The organism is Hymenobacter edaphi (assembly GCF_003258365.1).
Taxonomy (GTDB): Bacteria; Bacteroidota; Bacteroidia; order Cytophagales; family Hymenobacteraceae; genus Solirubrum; species Solirubrum edaphi.
Map to the genome: position 1 here is coordinate 259,474 of NZ_QHKM01000003.1, position 25,295 is coordinate 284,768.

Genomic DNA, 25,295 nt, shown 5'->3' on the forward strand with positions numbered 1-25,295 from the left:
CCGCCATTCTCGCGCTTATGATTGCTATATCCACCCTCCGCCTGCCGCTGCTGGCCCTGCTGCTCACCGGCGCCGCGCTGCCGGCCCCGGCGCAGAAAAACGCCAGGACCGAGCTGCCCGCCGGGTTGACCTACGCCGACTACAAGTGGCAGGACCGCCACGCCCGCCTGCCCGTGTCGGCGGCCGATGAAAGCCAGCCGGCCGTCATCCTGCGCGACTTCACGGCCCGCGAGTACGCCTTCGACGCCCGCCACCGGCCGCTGATGTACACCGTGGAGCACCGCATCGTGCGCGTCAACACCGACGAGGGCATCGAGCAGTACAACAAAATCTACCTGCCCATCGACGGCGACGGGCAGGTGGTGCAGCTGCGGGCGCGCACCGTGAGCCCCCGCGGACAGGTGGTGGAGGTGGCGGACAAGGACATGAAGGAGCTGAAGGACGGCGAGGGCAGCCGCCGCAACTACCGCATCATCGCCGTGGAAGGCGTGGAGAAGGGCAGCGAAGTCGAATACATCTACGCCCACCTTTCCGACGCCGACTACTTCGGCCGCGAGTGGCTGCAGAACGCGGTGCCCGCCCACGACGTGGACTTTGAGCTGATTGCCCCGGCGAGCGTGACCTACGAGGCGCGCACTTACCACGGCCCCGCCGCCAAGGTGGATACGCTCAGCAGCAACCACAAGCGCCGCCTGCGCGTGCAGCTGGCCGACGTGCCCGCCCTGCACGACGAGGCCTTTGCCCACAGCTCGGCCCAGCGCATGCGCGTCGAGTTCAAGATTGCCTACACCGCCCAGCGCGGCCGCAGCCGCCTTTTCACCTGGAACGACGCCAGCCAGCTGGTATACGGGCAGGTATGGGAGCTGGACAAGGACGAGAAAAAAGCCGTGGCCAAGTTTGATAAGCAGCTGGGCGTGTCCTCTTCCCTGCCGGTGGAGGAGCAGATCCGGGCGCTGGAGCAGGGCGTCAAGACCAGCATCAACGTGGGGCCGGGCGTGTACCGCGTGGGGCAGGTGGTGGCCACGCGCACGGCCTCGGAGCTGGGCATGGCCCGCCTGCTGGCCGGCCTGCTGCGCGCCCACGACATCACTCACGAGGTGGTGGTGGTGGCCGACCGCAGCGAAATTCCCTTCGACGGCGACTTCGACACCTGGAACCAGCTCGACCATTACGCCTTCTACTTTCCCGCCACCAAGCAGTACCTCGCCCCCGGCCGCCCCGAATACCGCTACGGCATGATTCCGGCCGAGTGGACGGCCGGCAAGGCCCTGTCGGTGAAACTGGTGCAGCTGGGCTCAGCCGAATCGGCCGTGGGCGTGCTGCGCGACGTGCCGGCCCTGTCCGCCGAGCTGAGCCCCCACGACCTCGACATCAGGGTGGCCTTCGCCCCGGCGCTGGACAAGGCCACCGTAGCCATCCGGCAGGTGCTCGGCGGCTACCAGGCCCAGCCCATTCAGCCCTACTTCCCGCTGATGCCGGCCGACAAGCGCACCGAAGTGCTGCAGACGCTGGTGAAGAATTCGGTGCCCGACGCCACGTTCAAGTCGCTGGAAGTCCAGAACGCCGAGGCGGGCCGCAACGCCCTGCAGCACCCGCTCACCATCGACGCCACCGTGGAATCGGCCGCCGTGCTTGACCGCGCCGGGCCCAAATACCTCTTCAAAGTTGGGGAGCTGATCGGGCCGCAGTCTTCGCTGTACCAGCAGGAGGAGCGGCAGCTCGACGTGGAAAACGTGTACAACCACCGCTTCAACCGCCGCATCGTCTTCGACATTCCGGCCGGCTACCGCATCCGCAACCTCGCCGACCTCAACATCAAAGCCGACGCCGGCCCCGCCGACCAGCCGGTGTACTTCTTCCACTCCGGCTTTCGGCAGCAGGGCCAGCAGGTGACCGTGCAGATCGAGGAAAGCTACAACCAGATCTACTGGCCGAAAAAGGACTTCGAGGCCTTCCGCCAGGTCATCAATGCCTCCGCCAACTTCAACAAAGTGGTGCTGGTGCTCGAAAAGGGTTCGTAACGCGGGGCGAGTGTTCGGTAAAAGCACGGTCACGCTGAGGCCTGGCCGAAGGATGACCGTGCTGCTTTCCGGGACCGGGGCTACTCCCGCAGCCAGCGCGTCAGGCGCGGAAACTCCTCGGTTGTGGTCAGGCCCATCCAGACGAGCAGGGGCAGGCCGGGGTACTGGCCGCGCTGGTAAGTTTCCGTAAACCACTGGCCGTGGCCGTGGTAGCCGTCGGCGTGAAAGACGACGGCCGGCGATAAGTCGAGTGCCACCGCGGCGGCGTAGCTCCAGAGCTGGGCCACGATTTCGTCGCCCTGGGCTTCGTCGGGCGTGCGGTAGTGGGCAATGTTGGGGCCGAGGCCGGCGCGCACGGCGGCGGGCACCACGGCCAGGTGGCCGGCCTCGTGCAGAATGTCGCCGGGGTAGAGCAGGCGCTGGCGGTCCACCACCAGCCCGCCGCTTTCGATCCGTAGACCGGGCAGAAAGCTGTCGGCCGGCACCGGGGCTTCGCGCACGGACAAGCCGGTATGGCGTACAAAATCGAGGAGCTGATCAACCAGTGCCAGATCGAGTGCGGCTGGCGAAGCGGGAGCAGTGGGAGCGGACATGGCGAAGTAAAAAGGAAAGATAAGCGCGGAAACGCGCTGGTGCGCAAGTAGTCGGCATGCCGAGTATTTCTGCTACCTTACCGGCCCGCCATTCCTCCCGCTGCCATGATCCAGCCCGCCCCCGTCGATACGCCCGCGCTGGCCGCTTTCCGCCGCCAGTTGCTTCACCCGCTCAAGCAGCGGCTGTTTCTGCTTAGCCGGCTGCCCGCCGCGGGCCTGGCCGGCGTGCGCGTGCAGCAGCTGAGCCTGGAGGCCGCCACCGTGACGGTGCCCTTCAAGTTTCTCACCCAGAATCCTTTCCGCAGCATCTACTTTGCCTGCCTGAGCATGGCCGCCGAAATGGCTTCGGGCGTGCTGGCCATGATGCACACCAGCACCGGCGCCCCGGTATCGATGCTGGTGGTGGGGCTGGAAGCCGATTTCACCAAGAAAGCCGTCACGCGCATTGCTTTCGAGTGCCCCGACGGGGCCGCCATTGCCCGGGCCGTGGCCGAAAGCCGGGCCACCGGCGAGGGCCGCACCGTGCAGGCCACCAGCACCGGCCGCGACGCGGCCGGCGACGTGGTGGCCGTGTTCCGCATCACCTGGTCGTTTCGGGCAAAAAAGCGCGGCTAGCGGCAAAGTATTCCGGCGGCTGGCGCGTCCTTGGTAGCACCCCGGCGGCCCGTTGCCGTTCGGCGGATTGTTTTTGCCATGTCCTTGCTGCAGCGCGCCCGTCGTCGGGGCGCCGAGTTTCTGAATCCCGTGCCCACCGCCAAAGGCGTGGAAAACGGCATGCTGCCCATCATCTGGAAGATGCTGCGCGGCCCCGAGGAGCGCGTGCCCAAGCCCGCGCTGGCCCCATTTCGCACCGAAGCCGCGGCCTGTGCCGGCCCGGCCGCTGACCTACGCGTGACCTGGCTGGGCCACTCCACGGTGCTGCTGGAGCTGGATGGCCGCCGCATCCTGACCGACCCGATGTGGGCCGGCTACGCCTCGCCGCTGCCCTTCGGCTTCGGCCGGCGCTTTTTTCCGGTGCCGCTGGCCCTGGCCGATCTGCCGCCGCTGGACCTCATCGTTCAGTCGCACGACCACTACGACCACCTCGACCCGGCCACGCTGCGCCAGCTGGCCCGGCTGCAGCCCACGGTGCCGGTGCTCTGCCCGCTGCGGGTGGGCCGCTACTACGCCGCGGCCGGCTGGGCACCGCAGCTGATCCACGAGCTGGACTGGACGGACTCCGTGCAGGTGGCTGGCCTGACCGTGACGGCCGTGCCCGCCCGGCACTTTTCGGGCCGCGGCATTACGGGGCAGAACCAGACGCTGTGGGCCTCCTACGTGCTGCAGGGGCCGCAGCACCGCGTGTTTTTCGGCGGCGACACCGGGCCCTTCCTGGCTGGCCACGCCGAAATCGGTGCCGCTTACGGGCCCTTCGATCTGACCATGCTGGAAGTGGGCGCCTACGGGGAAGGCTGGCCCGATATCCACCTCGGGCCCGAAAACGCCATTCAGGCCCACCAGGCCCTGGGCGGCAAGGTGCTGCTGCCGATTCACTGGGGCACCTTCAACCTGGCCTTCCACAGCTGGCGCGAGCCGGTGGAGCAGGTGCAGCAGCTGGCCGCCGCGGCCGGTATTCCGCTGCTGCTGCCCACGCCCGGCCTGCCGACGGAGGTGGCGCCGGCCGGCTTCAGCTCCTGCTGGTGGGAGCGGTAGGGGTGTAGTGCGGGCTTTAGCCCGCGTTTGCCTGAACGATTGGAGTTACTATCTGACGGACGCGGGCTGCACCGCAGGAAGGCATAGCCAAGCCCGCGCTACGGCCACTTACTCGTGCCGCGAGGGCAGCGTGTCCTTGGTCAGGATGTCGACCAGGCCGTCTTCGCTCACCACGATGGCCATGCACGGGTACGGGCTGCTTTCCACGTAGCGCAGGGCCGAGTTGTAGCGCGCCCCACGGGTGCTGGAGCCCCGGCCCGAGGCCTTGCCGTCGAGAATCACGCCGATGGAGTAGCAGTACGCCTCCGGGTCGATGAGCACGGCCCCGTCGATGGCGGTGACCAGGCGGGTGATGAGCGGGGTGAGCGGCACGGGCTCGATGAGCGTGCACTGCAGCTTCAGGCGGTCGGCCTCGGCCAGGGCTTCGGTGGTAATGACGACCAGCGTACCGTGTTTCTGCCGGCTGGCTTCGAGCAGCACGTCCCACAGGCGCTCCACTTTCTCGGGCTCCGTCACGCCGAAGGTGTCGCGCAGGCCGCGGCGGAACTCCGAGCGGCTGAGGCGGGACTGCGGCAGGTTGGGCTGCCCGTAGGCGGCGCGCACCAGCACCTGCCCGTCGTGGCGCAGCTCCCACACGTAGTGGTGCAGGAAGCTGATGACGAACATGTCCTCGCGGGTGGCGTCGTACTGGCCCAGGGTGCGGCCCAGCGCGTACACGTTTTCGCCGTCGGAGAGCAGGCTCACGTCGGCCGTCGACATCTGCAGCAGCTTGCGCACGGCGCGGTAGTCGCTGAGCGGGGTGGGGCAGGTGAGGGCGAAGATTTCCTGCACGTTGGGGTGGCCGCGGCGGGCCAGCACCAGCTGCCCCACGCCGGCCGTGCCCTCGTAGCGCAACGACGACACCGTGTTCAGCACGTTGAACAGCTTGGCGCCGGCCGGGTCGAGGCCCAGGGCCTGGGCGGGCGTGTCCATCAGGAACTTGCCCGCGGCCCGCACAATTTCGTCGGTATCCCGCGGGCGGGTGAGCAGGCCCGAGCCGGGCTCGGGCTCGGTCAGGGCCTTCACGCACTCCTCGCTGAAGCGCGCAATGGCGGCTTCGATCAGCGAAGACGCCAAGGGGCGGCCATCGGTGTAGTAGCGGTAAGGCTTCAGGGCCGGGTGGTGGCGCAGGGCCTTGCGGCGCAGCTGCAGCACCGTCACCACGAAAAACTCGCCGATGAGCACCGGCCAGCCGGCAAAGGAGCGGCGGGCGCCGTTGCGGGGCGTGAGCTCGTCGAGCACTTCCTGCACGGCCAGCTTGATGCCCTTGAACTCGTGGCGCCGCCGCCGGATTTCGGCCGTGTCGCCCTCGCGCGCCGGCCAGCTTTCCGATTCGGTGCGGCGCAGATACTGCCCGCGGGCCACCACGCTGCGAAAGGCCTCGGCGGGCAGGCCGCAGGTTTCGGGCTCCAGGCAAATGGCCGCGCCGCCCTCCATCGGAATGCCGATGAGCATCACCACGGGCTGCAGCTCGGCGTCGAGGTCGTCGAAAATGCCCTCGGCCATGTGCTGCGCGGCCTGCTGAAAGCGGTGCTGGTAGGGCCAGATGGTAAATTCGGCCGCCGCCGGGACGATGATGGCGTTGGGCGAGACGACGGGCAGCGGACTGAACATGGGGCGGCGTGGGGAGGGGGAGGAATGGTGCTACAAGTACCCGCCGCGCCCCGAAATGTTTCGGCGGATACAGCGGCGCGGGCCGGGCCTACAATTGGAAGAGGATCGGCAGTACCATCTTCTGACGGATGGGGGCGCCCTTATACTTTGCCGGCTCCCATTTTGGGCTGGATTTTACGATGCGGATGGCTTCTTCGTCGAGGCCGGAGCCCAGGCGCTTCACGGGCTTGATGCCCGTGAGTGAGCCGTCCTTCTCAATAACAAACTCCATCATCACTTTGCCATGCACCTTGCGCTGCCGGGCCAGGGCGGGGTATTTCTGCACCTGCTGCACCCACTCAAACCAGGCCTCGGTGCCGCCCACCGGCCGGGCGGGCTCGTCAGGAGCTACGGTTTGCAGGGGAGTAGCAGCAGCGCTGGTTGGGCTCGTACCCATGATGGTGGCCGCGCCGGCCGGGGCCGTTTCGCTGCCGGGCGGAATCTGGAAGGTGATGGGCATGGTCACGCGCTGGCGCACCACGCCGCCCTTGTGCTGGGCGGGCGTCCAGCGCGGGCCGGCCTTGATCAGGCGCAGGGCCTCGGCGTCGCACTCGGGCGAGAGGCTTTTGGTGACTGCCCAATTGGACGTAGCGCCGGTTTTCTCCACCACAAACGTCACTTCCACCGTGCCCTGCACGCCGGCCTGCAGCGCGGTGGTGGGGTAGTTCAGCCGGTCGCCGATGTAGTTGCCGTAGGCCTCCACGCCGCCCACGGGCACGGCGGGCTTCTCCACCGCGTCGTACACCTCGGGCGCAGCGGCCTGCTTGGGGTACTTCAGCTTGGTTTTCTGGGCCAGGGCAGCGGGCGCGGCGGCGGTGAGGGCGGCCACGACGAGGGCCAGGCAAACGGGACGGAGCATGTGGGGCGAGGGTAGGAGGGTATGAAGGTAGGAGGGCAGGAGTTGGCGCGGGTAGGAGGGAGGAAGTTATAAACGTAAGCGGACATAGTTTCGATAGGCAGACGGGCAGCGCCGTCGGGCAGCGTCCTGGCCTGTTAGCTACCCAAATTCCTGCCCTCCTACCTTCATACCCTCCTGCCCTCACAAAATCCGGCTATTTTCGGCCCATGACCACCCCCGACGCCTCTACGCCCGCCCCCGATTCCTCGGCCCGCAACTCGGCCCGCGCCCCCGAGCCGGTGGGCCTGTACCCGCACGCCCGCCGCGTGGGCAACCTGCTGTTTCTTTCCGGCGTGGGCCCGCGCCAGCGCGGGCAGAAGCACGTGCCCGGCGTGGAGCTGGACGAGGACGGCAACATCCTGCGCTACGACTTCGAGAGCCAGTGCCACGCCGTGTTTCAGAACGTACGCTACATTGTGGAGGAGGCCGGGGCCCGCTGGGACGACCTGGTGGACGTAACCGTGTTCCTGACCAACATGCAGGACGACTTCCAGACCTACAACCGCCTCTACGCCGAGTACTTCGCCACCAACCAGCCCTGCCGCACCACCGTCGAAATCAACTGCCTGCCCACGCCCATTGCCATCGAGCTGAAGTGCGTGGCCTGGGTGGGCGAGCGGTAGGAAGCAGCCCGGACCCCACGCCAAGCGGGGCCGCCGGATTGTTTCCGGCGGCCCCGCTTCGTCGGTACCGGGGCCGGTGCCTTGCCTGTTGGGGCGGGCCGCCGGGCTTGGCTGCCGCAAGCAGAAATACCCCGCCGCATCCCGTAACGGTGGGCACCCGACTCACTGGTGTTAGCCAAGAAGCTGCGCGGCCAGCAGGGGGATTAGTACGGAACGCCATAGGCGAAAAACGCGTAATTGTGCCATTTTTCCGGCCGGTCACACCGCTCCTCGGCCCGCGGGTAAGGGCTTGGAAATAATTAGCCTTAAGGCGTGCAAAGCGCGCAGTTTCGGGTTATGCCGAGCTAATTTGGTTACATCCGTGGCCGCGGCGCTGCGTATGTAGCTCTGCCGCGTAACCTTGTCAACTGACTTAAGGATGTCCAAAAGCAAAAAACCAGCGCCGCGTCACTCTGCCCCCTCCGATTGTCCCCACCCCAAAGGAGTACTCATTGCCATCGGGGGGCACGAACAAAAGGAAATCAAGGATATCGGCGGCGAAGAGGGCCGCTCCGACGACGAGCTGGCGCCGGAGAGCATTCTGAAGCGCTTCGTGCAGGAGCTGCACGGCGACGGGCCCGTGGTGGTGATTCCGACGGCCTCGCAGGTGCCCGAAGAGGCCGCCGCCGACTACGTGAAGATCTTCACGGAGCTGGGCGTGAAGCGGGTCGAGGTGCTCAACATCCAAACGCGCGAAGAGGCCGACACCGAAGAATGCATCAACGTGCTGCGCGAGGCCGCCGGCGTCATGTTTACGGGCGGCGACCAGCTGCGGCTCACGGCCCTGCTCGGCGGCACGGCCCTGATCCGGCTGATGAAGGAGCGCTACGCCCACAGCCGCTTCGTCATTGCGGGCACCTCGGCGGGGGCGGCGGCCATGAGCACGCCCATGATTTACCAGGGCCGCAACGATGCGGGCTTCTTCAAAGACGAAATCCACATTACCACGGGCCTGCAGTTCATGCACGACGTGGCCATCGATACGCACTTCGTGGCCCGCGGCCGCATCGTGCGCGTGGCCCAGATCATTGCCACCAATCCCGGCTCCATCGGGCTGGGGCTGGAGGAAGACACGGCCGTGGTGGTGACGGAGGGCCAGGAGCTGGAAGTTATCGGCAACGGCATGGTCATCGTCGTCGACGGGCGCCAGTGCCTGGGCAACACCATCCACGAAGTCCGGCCCGGCGAGGTGTTCAGCATCCGCGACCTGCGCGTGCACCTGCTGGCCCGCGGGCAGCGCTACACGCTGCCGGTGCAGGAGTATATGTACGTGTAGGCTGCTGGCAGTCAGTCATCAAAAAAGCCTCCGAACAGCTGTTCAGAGGCTTTTTTGGTGACGAGGCGAAGCTGCCTAAGCCGGTTTGGTGGTGCTGCGGCGGGTGCTGCTCTGCCCGCCCTTGCGGCCGGCTTCGCGGGCTTCCTGGGAAGTCCACTCGTGGCCGCGGCCGCTGGCGTGCGAGGCCTTGCCGCCCTCGGAGGCAATGCGGCGCTGCTGCTCGGGGTCCATCGAAGCAAAGCCACGCTTGCTGGTGTTGCCCTGGGGCCGGCTGCCACCAGCTTTGGCGGCCGAAGCCGCGGAAGTAGCGCGTTGCGTCAATTGGTTCGTTGCCATAACAGTAGGGTTTGGTTGAGGAAAAGTCAGGATGCGCTGGGCCTTGGTACTAACGCAAGCCCGGCGGCAACAGCCAATGGCCGGGCCTGAAAAACGGCCGCTTGGCCGCATTTTACCGCTTTGTACGGATGCCCAAGCCCCGGCCAGCCGCATCACTGCGTACAAATAGCGAGGCTGGCCGGCCGCCGCGGCACGGCACGAGGGTGCGGCGCGGGGCGGGCTTGCGCGGGGAGCGTGCGTGTTTATACGGAGGCGTTGCGTAGGGCCAGCCTCGGTTTCCGTGCAAGTGCTGAAAATGCTGCTGCCGGACAGACAACCGGCGGCTTTCCCCGTTATTGTTTGGAATCCGGCTCCTCACCCGCCCCGCCCATGATACGCCTCCTGCTGGTCGATGACCACACCATTATCCGCGACGGTATCCAGGCCCTGCTGGCCGACGTACCCGATTTTCAGGTGGTGGGGCAGGCCCGCAACGGCCGCGAACTGCTGGACACGCTGCCCGATACCCCGGCCGACGTGGTGCTGATGGATCTGAACATGCCCGAGCTGTCGGGCTTCGAGGCCGTGCCGCTGCTGCGCCAGCAGTTTCCGCAGGTGCGGGTACTCATTCTAAGCATGCTCGACCACGAAAAGTACGTGCAGCAGGTGCTGGAAGCCGGGGCGCTGGGCTACGTGCTGAAGAATGCCAGCAAAGAGGAAATCGTGCACGCCATTCGTACGGTAGCGGCCGGCAAGCCCTTCCTCTGCACCGAAATCGGGCTGAACCTGCTCAGCAAGCTGGTGCAGGGCCCCGCCGCGCCGGCCGCCAAAAAGCCCTCCGACCTCTCCAACCGCGAAACGGAGGTGCTCAAGCTGATTGCGGAGGGCCTGACCAACGCCGAAATTGCCGACAAGCTCTTCACCAGCAAGCGCACCATCGAAACGCACCGGCAGAACATCATCGAGAAAACCCAGGCCAAGAACACGGCCGCCCTCATCAAGTTCGCCATGGAGAATGGCCTGCTGGCCTGAGCTGCGGCCGAATCGAGCAGATGGTAAGCGGCGGTTGTGTGGCCGTTTGGGGTGCTTAGAGTGTCTAACAAAACCGTTTGAGGGCCTTGAGGGTGATGAGGGCGCAGGCGAGTTTGGTAAACGCGAGGTGGATGTCGTCACGTCGTTCGTAGCGTACCCGCAGGCGTCGGAAGCGGTTGAGCCAAGCAAAGGTGCGCTCGACGACCCAGCGGTGGCGGCCCAAGCGCTGGCCGGACTCCACCCCGCGGCGGGCAATGCGCGCTTTGATGCCGCGTTTGCGCAGCGCCAGCCGGCATTTTCGGTAGTCGTATCCTTTGTCCGCGTGCAGCTTGGCGGGGCGCTGGCGGGGCCGGCCGCGGGCTTGGCGCACGGGCTCGACCGCGTCAAGTAGCGTTTCAAAGACGGTCGAATCATGCTGGTTAGCGGCGCTGAGCTGCACGGCCAGCGGCGTGCCGCGGCGGTCTACGAGCAGGTGGCGCTTGGTACCCGGCTTACCGCGGTCCGTAGAATTCGGGCCGGTGTGCGCCCCCCTTTTGCCGCCGGAACGCTTTGCGCATCCAGGCTGGCGCGGGACCAATCCAACTGGCCGGCCACGTGCAGCCGCTCGAGCAAGACGTGGTGCAAGCGCTGCCACACGCCGGCTGCGTGCCAGTCACGCAAGCGCCGCCAGCAGGTCATGCCGGAGCCACAGCCCATTTCGGCGGGCAACATCTCCCACGGAATGCCACTGCGCAACACGAACAGAATCCCCGTTAACGCGGCCCGATCATCCACGCGCGGCCGCCCGCCTTTCGGATGCGGCGCAGCGGGCGGCAGCAACGGCGCTACCACCGCCCATAACTCGTCTGTAACCAACGGCTTTGCCATAGCGACTGATACGCATGCCGGTTTTGTTAGGTGCTCTTAGTACGGAAGCCAGGCTACGTGCGTTTGGCGGCTCGACAACGGTAGTGCTGAAAGCCGGCAGCTGCGTAGGCCCGGCGCCGGGCCGGCCTTTTCCGGGAAGCCACCGGGAAGGCACTCCGAACCGGCTACTGCGGAAGAATACCATTTTAGGGCGAAGGCGTGCCGTTGCCTGCCCAGGGGGCGGCTCCTGCACGGGGGCGGTGGGCACGTCGGCGCGGGGCGGAAGGGGGCGGCGGGTTCTGGGCTATACGCAGGGGCCAACAGCGGCTGGTCATCAACCAAAAAACTTCGCCGAAGCCCCGGGGCTGCGGTGCGGGAGCATTACTTCCCCGGAGCGTTTGAGGGCGCGTGCTGCGGTGCGCCTCCCGCGGCCCCGACGGGGCACAGCCGCCCCGACAAGCCGAGGAAAGCGGAATGGATCCGACGCCCACACGCGAAAGGTCCCCACAGGCTCGCCCGGACGTTCGTTCCGGGCTGCGCCGGCTGTGCTACCCCGGCGAAGCGGACGAGATGCTTCATGTAGGCTGAGTATGACGGGGCCATTCGACAGGATGCCTCGGCTGGGCGCGCCACGCCGGGCTGTTGTGCTGCTTCGGCAAAGCGGCAGCGGTGCCTGGCTGCGCCGGCCGTCGGTTCGACTGCGCTCCGCGGGCCGGGCGCTTACTGGTTGCGCGCCGGCTCGGCCGGGGCGCACTCGTGGGGAACGGAGTACCTTTGGGCCGAGCGCGCCGCCTCGGCTCAACCGTCTGCCTTCACTTTTGCTGCCCGGTGGCCGTTGGCCCCGGGCTCCGGTTTATGCCCGATACTCCCGCTGATCAACCCTCGTCGGATTCGACGCCGGAACAACGTACCCTCCTTCAATCCGAGGGCCAGCTGCTTGAATCCGCTGAGCAGCCGCTGGCCGATCAGGCGCTGCTGCTCATGGACGAGGACGAGCTGCCGGAAGGCGGCCCGCTGCTGGGGGCCGCTTCGGGCGAGCCGCTGGACTGGTTTCCGGTAGTGGCCCTGTGCGGCTCGGCGGGGAGCATCGGGGCGCTCGAGCAGTTTTTTCGGAACCTGCCGGCCGCCCCGGGCATGGCCTTCGTGGTGGTGGTGCACCTGGCCGCCAACCAGCGCAGCCACCTGCCCGAAGTGCTGCAGCGGTTCACCAACATGCTGGTGTACGAAGTGGAGGACGGCCAGCGGCTGCGGCCCAACACGGTGTACGTGCTGCCGCCCGACAAGGACCTGAGCCTGCTCAGCGGCACCTTGCTGCTGTTGCCGCCCACTCAGGCGCCGGGCCACCGCCTGCCCATCGACTTTTTTCTGCAGAGCCTGGCCAAGGACGTGCGCGAGCGGGCCGTGGCCGTCATCTTCTCCGGCATGGGCTCCGACGGGGCGCTGGGCCTGAAGATGGTGATGGAAAACTTCGGGATGATTATGGCGCAGGAGCCCGAAACGGCCGAGTACGCCGCCATGCCCCGCGCCGCGCTGGCCACCGAGTTTGTCGACTACGTGCTGCCGGCCGAGCAGCTACCGGCCAAGCTGCTGGAGTATGCCCGGCAGCCGCCGTTGGAGCGCCCGTCGGCGGTGCTGCGCGGGGGCGACGCCCGGCCCGCCAACGCGCTGCAGAAAATCTTTCTGCTCATCCGCACCCAGACCGGGCACGACTTCTCGCTCTACAAGCGCAACACCGTGTTCCGGCGCATCGACCGGCGCATGAACGCGCACCAGATCCGCGACTTTGCCCAGTACGTGCGCTTTCTGCAGGAAACGCCCCAGGAGGTGGAGCTGCTGTTCAAGGAGCTGCTCATCGGCGTAACGAAGTTTTTCCGCGACCCGGAGGCCTTCGAGGCGCTGCAGGGCTACCTGCTGGCCCAGCTCCAGCGCAAGCCCGTGGACGCGGTGGTGCGGGTGTGGGCGCCGGGCTGCTCCAGCGGCGAGGAGGCCTACACCCTGGCCATGCTGCTGCAGGAGTGCCTCGATCAGCTGCCCACCAAGTGCCTGAAAGTGCAGGTGTTTGCCACCGACATCAACCCCGAGGGCATCGACCACGCCCGGGCCGGCATCTACCCGCCGAACATCGAGGGCGACGTGAGCCCGGCCCGGCTCCAGCGCTTTTTCAGCCCGGTGGAAGGCGGCTACCAGATCCGCAAGGAAGTGCGCGACGTGGTGGTGTTTGCCCTGCACAACATCAACAAGGACGCGCCCTTCATCAAGCTCGACCTGCTGGTGTGCCGCAACCTGCTCATCTACCTCAGCAGCGAGCTGCAGCGCAACCTGCTGCCCGTGTTTCACTACGCCCTGAGCCCCGACGGGCTGCTGTTGCTCGGGCCCTCGGAAAACCTGATGGGCTTCCAGACGCTGTTTACCCCGCTGGACGTGAAGTGGAAAATCTCGCGCCGCAACAACGTGCCGTACTCGCTGGCGCGCATCTCCCACTTCCCGTTTTCGCTGACGCACCAAGCCGCCGTTCCCAGCATCCCTCCGCCGGTTACGAGCCCGGCCCCGCGCAAAGAAGACCACTTCGTCGTGCTGATCCAGAAGATGCTGCTGCGCACGTTTGCGCCGCCGGCGGTGGTCATCAACAGCAAGGGCGAAATCCTGTTCGTGAACGGGCGCACCGGCCGCTACCTGGAGCCCGCCCCCGGCCTGGGCACCATGAACGTGTTTGACATGGCCCGCGAGGAAATGGGCTTTGAGCTGAGCGGGGCCGTGCACCGCGCCCACCAGCAGCACGAGGACGTGACGGTGGAGGGCATCAAGCTGCGCACCGAGAGCGGCTACCAGCTGATTCGCCTCACGGTGAAGTTCCTCGACGCGCCCGACGCGCTGGCCGGCCTGCTGCTGGTCGTGTTCGAGGGCATGCCCACCAGCAAGCGGCAGCGCAGGCAGGCGCGAGCGGAGGAAATACTCACCCGTGACTCGGTGGTGCTGGCCCTGGAAAAAGAGCTGCAGTACACCAAGCACCGCCTGCAGACCATGGTGGAGGAAATGAGGTCGTCGCTGGAAGAGCTCAAGAGCACCAACGAGGAGCTGCAGTCGGCCAACGAGGAGCTGCAGAGCACCAACGAGGAGGCCGTAACCAACAGGGAGGAAATGCAGACCCTGAACGAGGAGCTGATGACCCTGAACGTGCAGTACCTCACCAAAACCGAGGAGCTGAGCCTGGCCGCCAACGACATGAAGAACCTGCTCGACGCGACGGGCATTGCCACCATCTTCCTCGACAACGACATGGTCATCAAGCGCTTCACCCCATCGGTGGCGCGCATCATTCCGCTGCTGCCCACCGATATCGGGCGGCCCATCACGCACCTGACCAACAACCTGCGCTACGAGGGCCTGCCCGCCGACGTGCGCCAGGTGCTCGACCGGCTGGTGGGCGTGGAGACGAACATCCAGACCCGGAACGGCGAGTGGTTTGCCATGCGCATTTTGCCCTACCGCACCCTCAACAACTACATCAGCGGGGCCGTCATCACCTTTATCGACATCACCGCGCTCAAGCAGCTGGAGCAGCAGCTCCAGGCCAGCACGGCCCTGGCCGAAAGCATCATCGAAAACCTGCGCGAGCCGCTGCTGGTGGTAGACGGCGCGGGCCGGGTGCTGTCCGTCAACCGCTCCTTCGCCCAGGCCTTCCAGGTGGAGGTGGAGCAGGTCCGCGGCCAGCAGCTCGACCAGCTCGGACGCGGCGCCTGGCACCAGCCCGCCCTGGCCGCGGCCATCCGCCGCACCCTCGACACCGGCCAGGGCTTCGACGACCTGGTGGTGCACACCACGTTTCCGGAGCTGGGCCCGCGCCACCTGCGGCTCTACGGCCGCCAGCTTATCAGCGGCGGCAAGCCCACGGACCAGCTGCTGCTGGGCGTAAGCCAGCTCAGCGAATAGCCCCGGCCGGGCACCGGGTCGTCGGCCCGGCTGCCCCGGTTGCCCGGTCTGGCACGGCTGGTCGATTTATTCCCTTTAGATTACTGGCCCGCTGCCGCCCCGCAGCGTAACAGTACGGTAGCCCTGCCGCGCCGCCGCACGCGGACAGGCTGCCCTTCCCGATTATTCCTTCGTTATGGAGCCTACTTCCAACGAAAATGACGCGGTGCGGCGCCGCATGAACCAGCTGCGCCGCAAAGCCGAGAAACGCCGCGGCCTGGTCACGAGCAGCATCGACAACCTGAGCCCGCGCGACGTGCGCCGGCTGGCGCAGGACTTGCAGACGCACCAGATCGAGCTGGAAATGCAGTACGAGGAGCTGCTCACGGCCCAGACCGAGCGCGAAACCCTGCACCGCCAGTACGTCGACCTCTTCGAGTTTGCCCCGGTGGGCTACTGCACCCTCGATGCGCAGGGCCTGGTGCAGCAGCTCAACCTGCGCGCCAGCCAGCTGCTGGGCGCGCCTCGCGGCGCGGTGCTGGGCCGGCGCTTCGCCCAGTACGTTGCCCTGGGCGACGAGCGGGCCCACTTCTACGCGTTTTTGCAGCGGGTGCTGGCGGCCGACGCCAGCCAGAGCTGCGAGCTGGAAATGCAGCGCCCCGACGGCAGCACTTTCTTTGCCCTGCTCGAAGGCGTGCGCCTGGGCCCCGAGGAAGGCGCCCCCCGCTGCCGCCTGGCCCTCACCGACGACACGGCCCGCCGCCGGGCCGTGGCCGACCTGGCCGCGAGCGAGCAGAAATTCCGGGCCCTGTTCGAGGAGTCGGCCGATGCGGCCGTGCTCCTGCGCGACTTCACCATCGTCGACTGCAACCAGGCCGCCCTGACCATGCTGGGGGCCACCCGCCGCGAACAGGTGGTGGAGCAGCCGGCGCTGCTGCTCAGCCCCGAGCGGCAGCCCGACGGCACGCTCTCGGCCCAGCGCCTGGTGCAGGCGCTGGAGCAGGCGCTGGGCCGCGGCTCCTACCGCTACGAGTGGCTGCGGCACCGCTTCACGGGCGAAGAAATCTGGCAGGAAATCGTGCTGACGCCCATGCGCGTGCACGGCGAGCTGGTGCAGCACGCCGTCTGGCGCGACATCACCGAGCAGAAGCGCCTCGACCAACGCCTGCGCGACAGTGAGCTGCGCTTCCGCACCGTGTTCGAGCAAAGCTCCGACGGCATGCTGCTGCTGGAGGACGGCCGCTACGTGGACTGCAACGCCGCCGCCCTGCACCTGATCGGGGCCCAGCGGCGCGAGCAGCTGGTGGGCCAGCCCGCCGAGGTGTGCATGCCCGAGCAGCAGCCCGACGGCCGCCGCACGGCCGAGTGGTTTGCCGACCACGTGGAAACCGCCCGCCGCGAAGGCTCCCTGCGCTGCGAGACGCTGATGCAGCGCTTCACCGGCGAGGAAGTGCTGATCGAAGGCGTGCTCACGCCCATCGAGCTGCCCGGACAGCCCATGCTCACCCACATCTGCTGGCGCGACGTGACCGAGCGCCGCCGCGCCGAGCAGCGCGTGCAGGAAAGCGAAACCCGCCTGAGCACCGCCCTGCAGGCTGCCGAGCTGGGCGTAGCTCAGTGGAATTTCGTCACCGACGAGGTGTTTTTCGACGCGCGGGCCCGGCACATGTTCGGCCTGCCCGCCGACGAGGCCCCGCTGACCTTCCCCGACATCCGCCGCCTGCTGCACCCCGACGACCGGGAGCGGGTGGAAGCGGCCCTGCAGCGCGCCGTTGCGGAGCACCTGCCCGTGGAAATGGACCAGCGCGTGGTGCTGCCCGACGGCACGGTGCGCTACATCGTATCGAGCGGGCAGGTGGCCTATAGCCCCACGGGGCAGGCCCTGAGCATGACCGGCGTGGTGCAGGACGTGACCGAGAAAAAGCTGGTCGCCCAGCGCCTGCAGGAAAGCGAGGCCCGCCTGAGCACCGCCGTGCAGGCCGCCGAGCTGGGCATCGGCATCTGGAACTTCGACACCCAGCTGTTCTACGTCGACGCGCGGGCCCGGCACATGTTTGGCCTGCCCGCCGAGGGCCCCGATCTGAGCTTCGACGAGCTGCTGGCCGTGGTGCACCCCCTCGACCGGGAACTGGCCGCCGGAGCCCTGCAGCGCGCCGCCACCGGCGACGGGGTGCTGGACGTGGAAGTGCGCGTGCAGCACCCGGACGGAACCGTGCGCCACGTGTGCGCCAACGGGCAGGTGATGTACGACGAAGCCGGCCACCCCGTGCGCATGAGCGGCGTGCTGCACGACGTGACCCAGAGCCGCCTGGCCGAGCAGCGCCTGCGCGAAAGCGAAGAGCAGCTGCGCACGGCCCTGAGCGCGGCCAACATGGGCGTGGGCCTCTGGGAAACGCAGCCCCAGCAAGTTGTCGTCGATGCCAGCGCGGCCGAAATATTCGGCCTCGGGGAAGGCCCGGGGCGCTACCCCGCCGCCGGGCTGAGCGGCCTGCTGCACCCCGACGACCTGCCCGGCGTGGAGGAACAGATTCAGCGCAGCCTGCAAAATCACCTGGCTTTTTCGCTGAACGTGCGCGTGTTGCGCCCGCCCATGGCCGAGCTGCGCTACGTGCGCATCAGCGGCCAGGCCCTCTACGACGACCACAACCAGCCCGGCCGGGTGGTGAGCGTGGTGCGCGACGTGACCGAGTTCCGGCGGGCCAACCTGCGCCTGCGCACGAGCGAGGAACGCCTGCGCCTGGCCCTGCAAGCCTCGCAAACCGGGGTGTTCGAGTGGAGCTTCGAAAACGACGAGCTGTTTTGGGACGAGCGGACCCAGGCCATTTTCGGCCGGCCCTACGAGGACCGGCGCCAGAGCTTCAACGCCATTCGGGCGGCCGTGCTCCCGGCCGACGCGGCGGCCGTGGCCGAGGCGCTGACCACCACCATCCGCGACGGGGTGCCCTTCGAGCTGGAGCACCGCATCGTGCGCCCCGACGGCTCGGTGCGCCACGTGGCCTCCACCGGGCAGGTGCACTACGACGAGGCCGGCCAGCCGCAGCGCCTGGCCGGCCTTATCCGCGACGTGACCGAGCGCCGGCGCGCCCAGGAAGAGCTGAACTCCAAAAACCGCCTGCTCGACCACATCCTGACAACCATTCCCGTGGTCCTCTCGCGCGTGGCCCCCGATGGCACGCTGCAGGAAGTGGTGGGGGCCGGCCTGCGCCGCCTCGGCGTGGCCGACAACGCCATAACCGGCCGCAACGTGTTCGAGGCCTGGCCTCAGCTCACGCCCTACATCCAGCGGCTGCTGGCGGGCGAGAAAGTGCAGTTCGTGGGCGAGCCGCCCCGCCGCGGCGAGCAGACCTACTTTCAGAACTACGGCTTCTTCGACGAGGAAAAGCAGAGCGGCGTGCTCTTCGGCATCGACGTGACCGAGACGCACCAGGCCAACGCCCGCCTGGCCGCCGACGCGGCCTTCCTGCAGGGCCTGGTGTCGAACATCCAGGAGGGCATCATGGCCTTCGACGCGGAACTGCGCGTGACGGAGTGGAACTACCTCATGGAGCAGTTTCTGGAGGTGAAGCGCGCGGCGGTGCTCGGGCAGCCGATATCGAAGGCGCTGCCCGCCATCGATATTCCGCGCAACCACGACATCCTGCGCCGCGCGCTGGCCGGCGAAGCCCAGACCTACTACAACGTGTCCTTCAGCCGGCGCGAGGGCGTGTTCGATGCGGCCTTCGTGCCCCTGCGCGACGCGCAGGGCGCCGTGGCCGGGGTGCTCGGCGTTATCCGCGACGTGACCGAGCGCAACCGCCTGATGGAAGAGGCCACCCGCCTGCGCCTGCAGCGCGAAAAGGAGGTACTCAGCGCCATCATGCACACCCAGGAAGACGAGCGGAAGCGCATTGCCGAGGCCCTGCACAACGGGGTGGGCCAGTTGCTGTACGCGGCCAAGCTGCACCTCTACAACCAGCCCGTCGACGAGGCGCACCGCGCTTCGGCGCTGGGGCTGCTCAACGAGGCCATCAAGTCCACGCGCACCATCTCGTTTGAACTGACGCCAAACGTGCTGGAGGACTTTGGCCTGAAAACCGCGCTGGAGGAGATATGCAAGCGCATTCCGCAGCAAAACCTGGCCGTGCACCTGAACGTGGGCGTGCTGCCGGAGCCGCTGCCGCGCCTGCTCGAAACGGCCGTGTACCGCATCGTGCAGGAGCTGCTCAACAACGTGATCAAGCACGCGCAGGCCCGGGAAGCGTTTATTTACGTGGAGGTGCAAAACCAGGTGCTGCACGCCAGCGTGGAGGACGACGGCGCCGGCTTCGACGTGGCAACCGTCACGCAGAAGCACGGCGGCATTGGCCTCACCGGCATTCAGAACCGGGTAAGCCTGCTCGGTGGCCGCCTCGACATTCGCTCCAAGCCCGGGCGGGGCACCACCATCACCATCGAGCTGCCGCTGACTACGCCCGAGCAGCCCGCCGTCGGCTGAGTCGGGCGCCGGGCGGCCCCCGCCAACGGCCAACCTCGGCTGTATCCCGGCGCGCCGCGGGGCGTAAGCTAAAGCCAACCCTACCAACTGCCCGCGACCTTATGCAGACCCCCGATCAGACTTCCGGCGCCCACAACACCTCCTGGCTGGCTACCGCCGAGCGGCCCGCCTTTCCCGCCCTCTCCGAATCGACGGACGCCGAGGTGGTGGTCGTCGGGGCGGGGCTGGCGGGCCTGACCACGGCCTACCTCCTCACCCGCGAGGGCCGGCGCGTGGTGCTGCTGGAAGACGGCGAAATCGTGTCGGGCGAGACGGGGCGCACCACCGCCCACCTCTCCAACGCCCTCGACGACCGGTACTACCACCTCGAAAAGCTCTTCGGACCGGCTGGTGCCCGGCTAGCCGCCCAAAGCCACGGCGCGGCCATCGACCGCATCGAAGCCATTGCCCAGGCCGAAAACATCGATTGCGACTTTGAGCGCCTCGACGGCTATTTGTTTCTGCCCCCCGGCGGCGATGCGCAGGAGCTGGCCGACGAGCTGGAAGCCGCCCACCGCGCCGGCCTCACGCAGGTGCAGCGCCTGCCCGACGCCGGGGCCCGGGGCTTCCGCTCGGGCGAGTGCCTGCGCTTCCCGAACCAGGGGCAGTTTCACCCGGTGCGCTACGCCGCGGGGCTGGCCCGGGCCATCGGGCAGGGCGGCGGGCGCATCTTCACCAACACCCGGGTGCGCGAGGTGCACAGCGGCCACCACACCCGCGTGGTGACGGAAAGCGGGCTGGAAGTGCGGGCCCGGCACATCGTGGTGGCCACCAACGTGCCCTTCAACGACCAGGTGGTGATGCACACCAAGCAGAGCCCTTACCGCACCTACGCGCTGGCCTTTCGGGTGCCGAAAGGCTCGGTGACCAGGGCCCTGTACTGGGATACGCCTGATCCGTACCACTACATCCGCCTGCAGGAAGTACACGACGCGGCGCCCAGCGGCGAGGCCTACGACCTGCTCATCGTGGGCGGCGAAGACCACAAAACCGGCCAGGAGGACGATTACGCCGAACGGTTTCGCTGCCTGGAAGAATGGGCCCGGGCAAACTTCCCGACGACGCAGCAGGTGGAGTACCGCTGGTCGGGCCAGGTGCTGGAGCCCGTCGACTCGCTGGGCTACGCCGGGCGCAACCCGCTCGACGCCGACAACATCTACATCATCACCGGCGACTCGGGCCACGGCATGACGCACAGCACCCTCGGGGCCATGCTGGTGACGGACCTGATTATGGACCGCGACAACCCCTGGGCCAAGCTCTACGACCCCGGCCGGGTGTCGGCCCACCCGTCGGCACTCAAGGAATTCGTGCGGGAAAACGCGAACGTGGCCGCCCAGTACACCGACCTCGTCACCGGCGGCGACGCGGCCAGCGAAGCCGACATCGAGCCCGGCCACGGTGCCGTGCTGCGCCGCGGCCTGAGCAAGGTGGCCGTGTACCGCGACCCGCAGGGCCAGGCGCATGCGTGCTCGGCCATCTGCCCGCACCTGGGCTGCGTGGTGCACTGGAACAGCGAGGAAAAAAGCTGGGACTGCCCCTGCCACGGCTCCCGCTTCACGGCCTACGGCGAGCTGGTGAACGGCCCCGCCGACCGCGGGCTGGACCGGGTGGAGTAGGAGCGGGGCCGCCCGGCGGCGGGTCGTAGCTTTGTCCCATGCCCGTTGCCAATTCCATTCGCCCGCTGCAGATCGAGCCGCAGGACATTTTCACCGATAACCTCGCCACCTACGCCGCCGAGGAGCAACACTTTGCCGGCCGCCACAGCCTGCTCGGCTGGCTGCGGGTGGCCGTGTTTCTGGCCGGGGCCGGCGGGGCGTGGTGGCTGTTTCGCCGCGACGAGAACCTGGCGGCCTTTGGCTGGCTGGCCGTCAGCTACGCGGTGTTCGTGCTGGTGATGCGCTGGCACGGCCGCGTGGGCTACCAGCTACGTCAGCGCCAGCTGCTGCGCCTGATCAACCAGGAAGAGCTGGCGCGTCTGGCCGGCCAGTTCGCGGGCTTCGACGAAGGCCCGCGTTACCAGAACCCCGCTCACCCCTACACCGCCGACCTCGACGTGTTCGGCCCGCACTCCCTGTTTCAGCTGCTGAGCCGCGCCACCTCGCGCCTGGGGCAGGACCGGCTGGCTGCCTGGCTGCAGGCCCCGGCCACCGTGGCCGAGCTGGAGCAGCGCCAGCCCGCCGTGGCCGAGCTGGCCGCCGACGTGGCGTGGCGGCAGCACTGGCAGGCCCGTGCCCGGCAGTTTCCGAAGCAATCCGACGACCCGCGCCCCTTCCTGGCCTGGATGCACGCCCCCGATTTCTACCAGGGCCGCGGCTGGGTGCTGGCGTTGCTGCCGGTGCTGCCCCCGCTGGCCATTCTGGGTATTGCCGCCTGGCTGACGGGCTCCTCGGGCTGGCTGGCCGCCGGGCCGGTGCTGCTGATGTACGCCGTCAACTACCGCTTCCGGCAGGAGCGCGACACCGTGTTTGAGCGCTGCATGGATATGTACGACGTGCTGCGCGCCTACCGCGACCAGCTGCGCCACCTGGAGCAGCGCGCGTGCGCGGCCCCGCGGCTGGCCGAGCTGCGGCAGGTGCTGCTGGCCCACGGCGCCCCGGCCTCGGCCTACGTGGGCCGGCTGGCGGGCATTGCGCAGAATTTCTCGCTGCGCTGGAGTACCCTGGCCGGCTTCTTCGCCAACAACCTGCTGCTGTGGGACTTCTTCTGGATGTGGCGGCTGGAGCGCTGGAAGCGGCAGCTCGGCGGCCGGCTGGAGCCCTGGCTGGAAGTGGTGGCCGAAGTGGAAGCCCTCGGCAGCCTCGCAGCCGTGCAATACGCCAACCCCGCCTGGGCCGTGCCCGCGCTGACCGAGGCGCCGCTGACCTTCGTGGCCGCGCAGCTGGCCCACCCGCTCATCTTCAGCCCCGGCCGCGTGGCCAACGACTTCGCCACCGAGGGCCCGGGCCGCACCGGACTGGTGACGGGCTCCAACATGTCGGGCAAAACCACCTTTCTGCGCACCATTGGCGTGAATGCCGTGCTGGCCCTGGCCGGCGGGCCGGTGTGCGCCCAGGCGCTGCGCATCGGCCCGCTGGAGCTGTTTACGGCCATGCGCACCCAAGACAACCTCGCCGAAAGCACGTCCTCGTTCTACGCCGAGCTCAAGCGCCTGCGCCAGCTGCTCGACCTGACGGCCGCCGGCCGGCCCGTGTTTTTCCTGCTCGACGAAATTCTGAAGGGCACCAACTCCCGCGACCGGCACGACGGTGCCCGCGGCCTCATCCGGCAGCTGCACCGCCGCCCCGCCAGCGGCCTCGTGAGCACCCACGACCTGGAGCTGGGCGACCTGGCCCGGGAGCTGCCCGGCTTCGTGACGAACTACAGCTTCAACAGCGACATCGAGGGCGACGAAATCCGCTTCGACTACCGCCTCACGCCCGGCCTCTGCCGCGAATTCAACGCCAGTAAGCTGATGGAGCTCATGGGGATAGAGCTGGCAAAAAAATAAGCGGGCTTGCAACCGTCGTCTAATTATCGGACCTCTGCTATATAACCAACCGTATCACCAGTTATGAAAAGCGTACGACTACTTGCTTGCCTGATTGGCTTCCTGGGGCTGAGCTCGATTGGTAGCTGCGAGGATGACGACGTAGTGCCCGCCGCCGAACGACCGGTGCCGGTGAGCTACGCCCAAACCCAGTGCGCCGACCGTTGGGGCCAGGCCACCTCAACCCAGCAGCTGGAAGCCCTGGCCAGGGCTTATTTGCAGCAGCAAGGCATCGTGGCCAGCGACGTGTATGCCGCCCGCACCGGGCAGGCAGCCGTGTGCGCTGCCTGCAGCTGCCCCACCGGCGTAATTCTGCAGGCCACCGTACGCCAGGCCGACCTGCAGGCGGTACTGGATATGGGTTTTCAGCGTCTCTGACGGCCCGCCCGCGCTTGGAGCCCCGCGCCTCACCGGCGCGCCGGCACCTTCTGCGTGCCCGAAGCCGCCGCTTCGGGCATTTTTGCGTACAAGCGGGGCGTCGGCCGGGCAACGCCTGCTTACTCGCCGACCAAGCCGCATGTACGTTCGACAAAACCTTCGATGGAGCATTATCTGGCGCAGTGCCTGGCGCAGTGTGCTCATTCTGACGCTCTACAACCTGGTTATCTGCTGGTTTTATACCCACGGCTTCAACCATTTTTCCATTCCCTGGCAGCCCGTGGCCACGCTGGGCACGGCGGTGGCGTTCTACATCGGCTTCAAAAACAACGGCTCCTACGACCGGTTCTGGGAGGGCCGCCAGATCTGGGGCGGCATCGTCAATACCAGCCGCACCTGGGCCATTCAGGCGCTGGAGTTCATCACCTCCCGCGTCGATGCGCCCGAGCTGACGGAGGTGCGGCCCCAGGCCACGGCCCGCGAGCTGACGGAGCGCCACCACCGGCTCCTGTACCGCCATATTGCCTGGTGCAACGCCCTGCGCCTGCAGCTGCGGCAGCAGCGCGAAGACCTGTGGGACAGCGACGTGGCCCCGTTTCTGCAGCCCGAAGAGTCGGATTTTATGCGGCAGCGGGCCAATCCGCCGGCGCATCTGCTGCGCCGCCAGGCCGCCGAGCTGCGCATCCTGCGCGAGGAGCGCGGCCTGCTCAACGATTTTCAGCACGTGAACATGATGCGCACCCTGGAGCGCCTCTTCGACCTGCAGGGCGGCTGCGAGCGAATCAAAAACACGCCCTTCCCGCGCCAGTACGCCTTCTACAGCTTCCTGTTCGTGTGCCTGTTCTCGCTGATGCTGCCCCTGGGCCTGCTGCGCGAGTTCGACCAGTTGGGCCCCGGTATGGTCTGGCTCACCGTGCCCTTCTCGGTGCTCACGAGCTGGGTGTTCAATACCATCGAAGTGGTAGGCCACACCAGCGAAAACCCCTTCGAGTACCAGATGAACGACGTGCCGATGACCGCACTCTGCCGCACCATCGAAATCGACCTGCGCGAGATGCTGGGCGAAACCGAGCTGCCGCCGAAAACCCTGCCCGTCAAGGATATATTGTTCTAGCATGGGCGTAGGGTAACAGCAAAAAAGCTGGTGCTGCAATTAAAAAGCACGCCGTGGGGAGCCTGCACTCCGCACGGCGTGCTTTTTAATTGCTGTCCACGGATTCCGGTCGAAACTTCGGGACGAGTAATCGGGCCGGCCGGCCACCCAACCCGGAAAGCAGGGCGTTGATGGGCAGGAATAGTTGTGGCTTTTTTTTAGGTGTCTTGGAGCGGGCAACAGCGCGGCAAAGGGGTAGGCAGAGGCTAACCTGGTAAAATTCAGGCAGTAAAAAGCCGGGAAATAATAGGATGTTTGTATATTAGGGGTATCAGGCCAAGACTGACTTGAACAAAAGCAAGTCGGTTGGTAATCTGACCAGACCGCCCCGACCTCCCGCCACCGTTATAGCCGCCACATCTATTCTCGCACCTGCTCCCACGAATTATGGAGGTTTACCGCGAAATTCTGCCGGAGAGCTACTTGCTGATCCTGGCCGACGACGTCCCGCCGAGCTTTGAGCGCGAGCATGCGCTCGACTACGCCCTGCGCCGCGCCGCCCGCAGCGGCAAATCCAGTGTGTGGGTCGATTGCAGCCACCTGCATCACCTGCCGCCCGATGCGGCCGAACTGCTGGCCTACTACCACGACCGGCTGGCGCGGCACGGCATGAGCCTGGTGCTCTGCCACCTGACCGAGGACGTGCGCCTGGAGCTGCAGGCCCTGACGGCCGCCCCGCTCCCCGTGGTGTCGACGCTGCTCGACGCCGAGCGGTACTGCCACGGCCCCGCCTCGTTCCGGCGCTTCGCCTCCTGAGCCAAGGCCCCGGCCGCTGCTCAGCAAAGG

18 protein-coding genes are annotated in these 25,295 nt (G+C 67.3%); 13 read left to right on the forward strand and 5 right to left on the reverse strand.

The annotated features are described in order from the left end of the window. The first annotated feature begins 17 nt into the window (after nt 1-17). Nucleotides 18-2,021 carry a DUF3857 domain-containing protein gene (locus tag DLM85_RS11530; protein WP_111478254.1) on the forward strand — a complete coding sequence of 668 codons (2,004 nt, stop codon included), beginning with the start codon at nt 18-20 and terminating at the stop codon, nt 2,019-2,021. A gap of 80 nt (nt 2,022-2,101) precedes the next feature. On the opposite strand, the gene DLM85_RS11535 is transcribed toward DLM85_RS11530, so the two are convergent. Continuing rightward, nucleotides 2,102-2,614, reverse strand: coding sequence for a hypothetical protein (locus tag DLM85_RS11535; protein WP_133257021.1), 513 nt, complete (start codon nt 2,612-2,614; stop codon nt 2,102-2,104). 105 nt (nt 2,615-2,719) lie between these two features. On the opposite strand from DLM85_RS11535, the gene DLM85_RS11540 reads away from it, so the two are divergent. Both DLM85_RS11540 and DLM85_RS11545 read left to right on the forward strand, forming a co-directional pair. After that, on the forward strand, nt 2,720-3,229 hold the full coding sequence (locus DLM85_RS11540; protein WP_111478256.1) for a DUF4442 domain-containing protein: 510 nt from the start codon (nt 2,720-2,722) through the stop codon (nt 3,227-3,229). Nucleotides 3,230-3,307: 78 nt separating this feature from the next. After that, nucleotides 3,308-4,306, forward strand: a complete 999-nt coding sequence (locus DLM85_RS11545) for an MBL fold metallo-hydrolase (RefSeq protein WP_111478257.1) — start codon at nt 3,308-3,310, stop codon at nt 4,304-4,306. A 108-nt stretch (nt 4,307-4,414) separates the two neighbouring features. On the opposite strand, the gene DLM85_RS11550 is transcribed toward DLM85_RS11545, so the two are convergent. Together DLM85_RS11550 and DLM85_RS11555 are read right to left on the reverse strand one after the other, a co-directional pair. Continuing rightward, nucleotides 4,415-5,959 (reverse strand): DNA integrity scanning protein DisA nucleotide-binding domain protein, encoded by a 1,545-nt coding sequence (locus DLM85_RS11550; protein ID WP_111478258.1) that lies wholly within the window; start codon nt 5,957-5,959, stop codon nt 4,415-4,417. Nucleotides 5,960-6,047: 88 nt separating this feature from the next. Beyond that, entirely contained in the window at nt 6,048-6,857 is an 810-nt protein-coding gene (locus DLM85_RS11555; protein ID WP_111478259.1) for an energy transducer TonB, read from the reverse strand. 206 nt (nt 6,858-7,063) lie between these two features. Between DLM85_RS11555 and DLM85_RS11560 the strand changes: the two genes are divergently transcribed. Together DLM85_RS11560 and DLM85_RS11565 are read left to right on the forward strand one after the other, a co-directional pair. Beyond that, nucleotides 7,064-7,519 carry a RidA family protein gene (locus DLM85_RS11560; protein ID WP_111478260.1) on the forward strand — a complete coding sequence of 152 codons (456 nt, stop codon included), beginning with the start codon at nt 7,064-7,066 and terminating at the stop codon, nt 7,517-7,519. Between the two features lie 418 nt (nt 7,520-7,937). Next, nucleotides 7,938-8,834 carry a cyanophycinase gene (locus tag DLM85_RS11565; RefSeq protein WP_111478261.1) on the forward strand — a complete coding sequence of 299 codons (897 nt, stop codon included), beginning with the start codon at nt 7,938-7,940 and terminating at the stop codon, nt 8,832-8,834. Nucleotides 8,835-8,909: 75 nt separating this feature from the next. Here the strand turns inward: DLM85_RS11565 and DLM85_RS11570 are convergent, their stop codons facing one another. Further along, nucleotides 8,910-9,170 carry a KGG domain-containing protein gene (locus DLM85_RS11570; protein ID WP_111478262.1) on the reverse strand — a complete coding sequence of 87 codons (261 nt, stop codon included), beginning with the start codon at nt 9,168-9,170 and terminating at the stop codon, nt 8,910-8,912. Between the two features lie 369 nt (nt 9,171-9,539). Between DLM85_RS11570 and DLM85_RS11575 the strand changes: the two genes are divergently transcribed. Next, the gene (locus DLM85_RS11575) at nt 9,540-10,181 is read left to right on the forward strand and encodes a response regulator (RefSeq protein WP_111478263.1); all 642 of its coding nucleotides are present in this window, start codon (nt 9,540-9,542) and stop codon (nt 10,179-10,181) included. A 64-nt stretch (nt 10,182-10,245) separates the two neighbouring features. On the opposite strand, the gene DLM85_RS11580 is transcribed toward DLM85_RS11575, so the two are convergent. Beyond that, nucleotides 10,246-11,048, reverse strand: a protein-coding gene (locus tag DLM85_RS11580; protein ID WP_111478264.1) for an IS5 family transposase whose coding sequence is annotated in 2 segments (ribosomal slippage) — nt 10,246-10,718 and nt 10,718-11,048 — 804 coding nt in all. Because the reading frame shifts where the segments join, the coding sequence is not laid out codon by codon here. Nucleotides 11,049-11,882: 834 nt separating this feature from the next. Here DLM85_RS11580 and DLM85_RS11585 point away from each other — a divergent pair. The 7 genes from DLM85_RS11585 (at nt 11,883) to DLM85_RS11615 (ending at nt 25,265) form a co-directional block, all read left to right on the forward strand. Beyond that, nucleotides 11,883-14,957: a chemotaxis protein CheB gene (locus DLM85_RS11585; protein WP_111478265.1), complete on the forward strand. Its 3,075-nt coding sequence runs from the start codon at nt 11,883-11,885 to the stop codon at nt 14,955-14,957. 175 nt (nt 14,958-15,132) lie between these two features. Then, a complete protein-coding gene (locus tag DLM85_RS11590; RefSeq protein WP_111478266.1) occupies nt 15,133-19,410 on the forward strand; it encodes a PAS domain S-box protein in 4,278 nt (1,425 codons plus the stop codon). Nucleotides 19,411-19,511: 101 nt separating this feature from the next. After that, nucleotides 19,512-21,068 (forward strand): FAD-dependent oxidoreductase, encoded by a 1,557-nt coding sequence (locus DLM85_RS11595; protein ID WP_111478267.1) that lies wholly within the window; start codon nt 19,512-19,514, stop codon nt 21,066-21,068. 38 nt (nt 21,069-21,106) lie between these two features. Further along, a complete protein-coding gene (locus DLM85_RS11600) occupies nt 21,107-22,939 on the forward strand; it encodes a MutS-related protein (protein ID WP_111478268.1) in 1,833 nt (610 codons plus the stop codon). Nucleotides 22,940-23,002: 63 nt separating this feature from the next. Next, the gene (locus DLM85_RS11605) at nt 23,003-23,356 is read left to right on the forward strand and encodes a hypothetical protein (protein WP_111478269.1); all 354 of its coding nucleotides are present in this window, start codon (nt 23,003-23,005) and stop codon (nt 23,354-23,356) included. Nucleotides 23,357-23,495: 139 nt separating this feature from the next. Beyond that, nucleotides 23,496-24,470, forward strand: a complete 975-nt coding sequence (locus DLM85_RS11610; RefSeq protein WP_111478270.1) for a bestrophin family protein — start codon at nt 23,496-23,498, stop codon at nt 24,468-24,470. A gap of 426 nt (nt 24,471-24,896) precedes the next feature. Then, the gene (locus DLM85_RS11615; protein WP_111478271.1) at nt 24,897-25,265 is read left to right on the forward strand and encodes an STAS domain-containing protein; all 369 of its coding nucleotides are present in this window, start codon (nt 24,897-24,899) and stop codon (nt 25,263-25,265) included. Nucleotides 25,266-25,295 lie beyond the last annotated feature (30 nt).